Source organism: Salinibacter sp., from assembly GCF_036626415.1.
Taxonomy (GTDB): Bacteria; Bacteroidota; Rhodothermia; order Rhodothermales; family Salinibacteraceae; genus Salinibacter.
In genome coordinates, this window is record NZ_JAZKRW010000177.1 from 1 (window position 1) to 4,704 (window position 4,704).

General features: G+C 67.8%; 4 protein-coding genes and 1 pseudogene. 4 read left to right on the forward strand and 1 reads right to left on the reverse strand.

All coding sequences use genetic code 11. The features are described 5' to 3' along the window. The first annotated feature begins 133 nt into the window (after positions 1-133). The gene (gene mdh, locus V5A20_RS13175; RefSeq protein ID WP_332315798.1) at positions 134-1,078 is read left to right on the forward strand and encodes a malate dehydrogenase; all 945 of its coding nucleotides are present in this window, start codon (positions 134-136) and stop codon (positions 1,076-1,078) included. A 78-nt stretch (positions 1,079-1,156) separates the two neighbouring features. Here mdh and V5A20_RS13180 read toward each other — a convergent pair whose 3' ends face one another. Then, complete coding sequence (locus V5A20_RS13180; protein ID WP_332315799.1) at positions 1,157-2,131, reverse strand: cation diffusion facilitator family transporter; 975 nt, start codon at positions 2,129-2,131, stop codon at positions 1,157-1,159. Between the two features lie 92 nt (positions 2,132-2,223). On the opposite strand from V5A20_RS13180, the gene mce reads away from it, so the two are divergent. The 3 genes and pseudogenes from mce to V5A20_RS13195 form a co-directional block, all read left to right on the forward strand. Beyond that, on the forward strand, positions 2,224-3,387 hold the full coding sequence (mce, locus tag V5A20_RS13185; RefSeq protein WP_332315800.1) for a methylmalonyl-CoA epimerase: 1,164 nt from the start codon (positions 2,224-2,226) through the stop codon (positions 3,385-3,387). Positions 3,388-3,439: 52 nt separating this feature from the next. Beyond that, on the forward strand, positions 3,440-4,441 hold the full coding sequence (locus V5A20_RS13190) for an aldo/keto reductase (protein WP_332315801.1): 1,002 nt from the start codon (positions 3,440-3,442) through the stop codon (positions 4,439-4,441). A gap of 17 nt (positions 4,442-4,458) precedes the next feature. Next, positions 4,459-4,704, forward strand: a pseudogene (locus tag V5A20_RS13195) (hypothetical protein); the annotation flags it as partial.

A 4,704-nucleotide genomic window follows, 5' to 3' on the forward strand; every position in this document is an offset into this window, starting at 1 on the left:
CGTCCGCCGTACACACGGAGGCGATGGGCCCGCCCGCTTTTCGCAAAATATTGCTGGCAGTCCGTCCTCCCACTCCTTTACTTGAACGTTGCACCTTGCACCTCCTTTTCTTTCCCAAACCCTTCAGCATCCCATGAAAGTTACTGTGATTGGCGCCGGCAATGTCGGCGCCACCGTCGGCGAGTGCGTGGCCCGGCTCGACGTGGCAAATGAGGTCGTCATGGTTGACATCAAGGACGGCGTGCCGCAGGGCAAGGCCCTCGACATGCGCGAATCCAGCCCCATCCACGGCTTTGACACCCACGTGACGGGCACGAACGACTACGGCCCCACGGAAGACTCGGATGTCTGCATCATCACGGCCGGACTGCCCCGCAGCCCCGGGATGAGCCGCGACGACCTCCTGGCCAAGAACACGGAGATCGTGGGCGGCGTCACAGAGCAGTTTGTGGAGGGGAGCCCGGACAGCACCATCATTGTGGTGGCGAACCCGCTCGACGTGATGACCTACGTGGCCTACGAGGCGAGCGGCTTCCCCAAAAACCGCGTGATGGGCATGGCCGGCGTGCTCGACACGGGCCGCTTCCGCTCCTTCATCGCCGAGGAACTGGACGTGTCGGTTCGTGATGTGCAGGCGCTTCTGATGGGCGGCCACGGGGACACGATGGTGCCCCTTCCCCGCTACACCACGGTCGGCGGCATCCCGGTCCCGCAGCTCCTTGACGACGAGCGGATTGAAGAGATCGTGGAGCGCACGAAGGGCGCCGGCGGCGAGATCGTAGACCTGATGGGCACCTCCGCCTGGTACGCCCCGGGCGCCGCGGCGGCCGAGATGACGGAGGCCATCCTGAAGGACAGCAAGCGCATCCTCCCCTGCGCGGCCTACTGCGACGGCGAGTACGGCCTGGAAGACCTCTTCATCGGCGTGCCCGTGAAGCTCGGGGCCGGGGGCGTAGAAGAGATTATCGAGGTCAACCTCGACGCCGACGAGAAGGCCAAGCTCAAGACCTCCGCCGGGCACGTGCACAGCAACCTGGACGACCTCCAGCGCCTCCGCGACGAGGGAAAAATCGGATAGGAATGGGGACCTGGACGCGTGGACGGGGGGAGGCCAGAACGTGAGTGCACCCGTGGTCCACCCGTCGAGCGTCCAGGCCTACCCCAAGACCTCCCGGAGCGGATCCGTCGGCTCGCGGTGTTCGTCCGGGTGGGCCTCGTCGTGGCGACGGGGCTCCAGGTGGGCCGTCACGTACACGTCTTCGTCGGGGAAGAGGGCGTCGACCCGGTCCTCGACGTTGTGGGATCGGGCGTGGGCCTCATGGATGGGTATGTCGCCCGGGAACATGAGATGATATTCGATCCATACCTGATCGCCGGACCGGCGGTGCCGCACCTGGTGAAAGCCGGCGATGCAGCCGTCCGCCACCGCGTCCCCCAGTTCGTCGAGCAGCGCGGCGGTGGCCTCCGGGTCCGCCTCGTCCATCAGGCCGTACACGGAGCGGCGAATCAGCCCGGTGGCCGTCCACACGATGTTGGCCGCCACCAACAGCCCGACCGCCGGATCAAGCCAACGGATGCCAGTGGCCCACACGAGCCCGATGCCGACGAGGACGCCCAGGCTCGTCCACATGTCCGTCAGCACGTGCTGGCCGTTGGACACGAGGACGAGGCTGTTGGTGCGCCGCCCCACGCGGACGAGGTATTTTCCGAGTGCGAAGTTGACGGCCGTCAGCCCGCCGATGATGTAGACGCCCACGTCAAGCTGGCGCAGGTCGGGGCCCGTGACAAGATCCTGCACCGCCATCCATGCGATGCTCACCGCGGCCACCAGAATAAGCGTGCCTTCGATGGCCGACGCGAAGTAGGACACCTTGCCGTGGCCGTAGGGATGCTCCACGTCTGGGGGGGTGGAGGCGTACCACAGGCTGAACCCCGCGAACCCGGTCGCGAAGAGGTGGATCACCGACTCGGCGGCGTCGGACAGGATCGCGGTGCTGCCGGTGAGCGAGGCCGCGCCGAGCTTGCCCACCAGCATCACGAACGACACGAGAAGACTGGCCGCCATGGCCCGCCGCCGGGCGCGCTCCGCCTCGGCCCGGGACTCATCATGTGAGGACTGGGCACTAGGCATGACACGATCCGTACTCGAACACCCCCCGCAGGTTCGCCGCGGGGCCCAATTTGCACCGGGACTTGTTCCGTTCCCCTTTGCGTTTGCCCACCATGGCGCACCTCGACCACATCGGCATCGGCATCGACGACGCAGCGGCCGTGGTGGAACGCTTCCGCGACCTGCTTGACGTCGAGCCGTACAAGCACGAGGCCGTGAGCGGCCAACAGGTCCGCACCCACTTCCTAAACGCGGGGGCGACCAAGCTGGAGCTGCTGGAAGCACTGGGCGAGGACTCTCCGGTCCAGCGGTTTCTCGACCGACGGGGCGAGGGACTCCACCACCTGGCCTTCGAGGTTGAGGACCTGACGGGCACCATGAGCCGGCTGCGCGACGCCGGCTTTGAACTGCTGAGTGACACGCCGCAGGCCGGAGCGGACGACAAGCAAATTGTGTTCGTGCACCCGAAGCAGACCCATGGGGTGCTGGTCGAGTTTTGCGAGTCTACGACGCCCGACTGGCCCTCGCGCGCCGTGCCGCGCCACGGCGGGTCGCTCTCCGTCTTCGAGCGAGGGCGTCGGGACCGCCCGTCTCTTCTCGTCCTGCATGGTGCTGCGGGGACGACCCTGCACGAAACGGCTCCGCTCATCCGCCGCTTGGAGCCGTCGTTCCACGTGCTCGGGGTCGACCTGAGTGGACACGGCGCATCGGCCCTTCCGGACACCCCCCGCTTGTCGCTGGACCTCTTCGCAGAGGACGCCGTGGCGGTCCTGGACGCGTACGACCTGTCCTCCGCCCACGTCGTGGGGTTCTCGCTGGGCGGCGGCACGGCCCTCCACCTCGCGCACGCCCACCCGACCCGCGTCGATCGCCTCGCCGTCCTCCAGACGAACGCCGACTGGACGGAAGCACAGGTGCGGCGCATGCACCGGCGGCTCGACCTCAAGGCCCTGCACGACCGGGCTCCAGCCCGCGCCCAGGACCTCCGGGCCCGCCACGACCAGCCGGAACGGCTCCTGCAAGCGCTGCAAACCTTCGTCGAGGCCCTGCCCGAGGCGTCCGTCCGGCTCGGGGAGGCGCTCTCCAACATCTCCGCCCCCACCCTCATCGCGGCGCTGGACCAGGACCCCCTCTTCGGCCTCGACGCCCCTCAATCTCTGCACGGGGCCCTCCCCAACGCGCGCCTCACGGTGCTCCCCGGCGACACTCACAGCCTGCCCCGAGCCCCGCTCTCGCTCCTCGCCCCGCTCCTGACCCGGCACTTCTTGGAGCACTAACCCAACGCGAAGCCCACCCCCGCGCAGTTTCCCCATCGACACTCCCCGAGCCATGCCCCTTCCCTCCTACCGCTACCTCGGTGATACCGGCGTGAAGGTGTCGCCCCTCTGTCTGGGCACCATGACCTTCGGCGGCCCCGCGGACCGGGAGACCTCCGCCGCGATGTTTCGGCGCTGCCGCGAGGCCGGCATCAACGTGTTCGACTGCGCCAACGTGTACGAGGACGGCCGCTCTGAGGAAATTCTCGGCGAGCTCGTGGCCGACTGCCGCGACGAGGTCGTGCTCACGACCAAGGCATACTTTCCCATGGGCGACGGCCCCAATGCCCGCGGCGCGAGCCGCTACCATCTCGTTCGGGCCGTTGAGGACAGCCTGCGGCGCCTCGGGACAGACCGCATCGACGTGTTCTTCGTCCACCGCTTCGACGAACAGACCCGCCTCGATGAGACCCTCCGCGCCCTCGAAACCCTCGTGCAGCAGGGCAAGGTGCTCTACCTCGGGGCCTCGAACTTCGCCGCCTGGCAGGTGATGAAGGCGCTCGGGCGACAGCGGGCCGAGGGCTGGACGCCCTTCCACGTCCTCCAGCCCATGTACAACCTGACCAAGCGACAGGCCGAGGTCGAAATCTTGCCAATGGCTCGAAGCGAACACCTCGGTGTGCTGTCGTACAGCCCGCTCGGCGGCGGGCTGCTGACCGGCAAGTACGGGGTGGACCAACGCCCTGAGGGCGGGCGGCTCATCGAGAATCCGATGTACCAGACCCGCTACGGGGCCGACGTGCACTACCAGGTGGCGGATCGATTCACGAACTTCGCCGCGGACCACGGCTACGATCCTGTGTCGTTGGCCGTGGCGTGGGTGGCCCATCACCCCGCCATTACGGCCCCCATCATCGGCGCCCGCACCCTGGAACAGCTAGAGGGCTCGCTCGGGGCGCTCGACATCGACATGACGGACGACCTGCGAGCCGAGATTTGTGCCCTCGCCCCCACCCCGCCGCCGGCCACCGACCGCGTCGAGGAGCGCTCGACACACACCTACGGCGACCGCTAACCCAGACCTCCCCCACCATGAGCTATTACGTCCCCCAAAAAGAAGAGTGGACGGCGGCCTCGTCTCTCCCCGATCCTCCGTACCTCGACGTAGACGCGGAGGCCGCGACGCTGCACTTCGTGGGCGGCCCCGAGGCGTCCGTCCGGCTTGACGGGGCGCCCGTCGACCCCAGTGCTAGCACCCTCCATACAGTGTCTACGGTGCACCCGTCGCTTCGAGAGGGCGCTCCGCTTTGCGCCCTCTACGTCCGGGGCCAAGACCTA

What these genes read in the sequence shown, in the direction of transcription:
- mdh (WP_332315798.1), top strand. Translation starts at nt 134, where the DNA reads ATGAAAGTTACTGTGATTGGCGCCGGCAATGTCGGCGCCACCGTCGGC.
- V5A20_RS13180 (WP_332315799.1), bottom strand. Translation starts at nt 2,131, where the DNA reads ATGCCTAGTGCCCAGTCCTCACATGATGAGTCCCGGGCCGAGGCGGAG.
- mce (WP_332315800.1), top strand. Translation starts at nt 2,224, where the DNA reads ATGGCGCACCTCGACCACATCGGCATCGGCATCGACGACGCAGCGGCC.
- V5A20_RS13190 (WP_332315801.1), top strand. Translation starts at nt 3,440, where the DNA reads ATGCCCCTTCCCTCCTACCGCTACCTCGGTGATACCGGCGTGAAGGTG.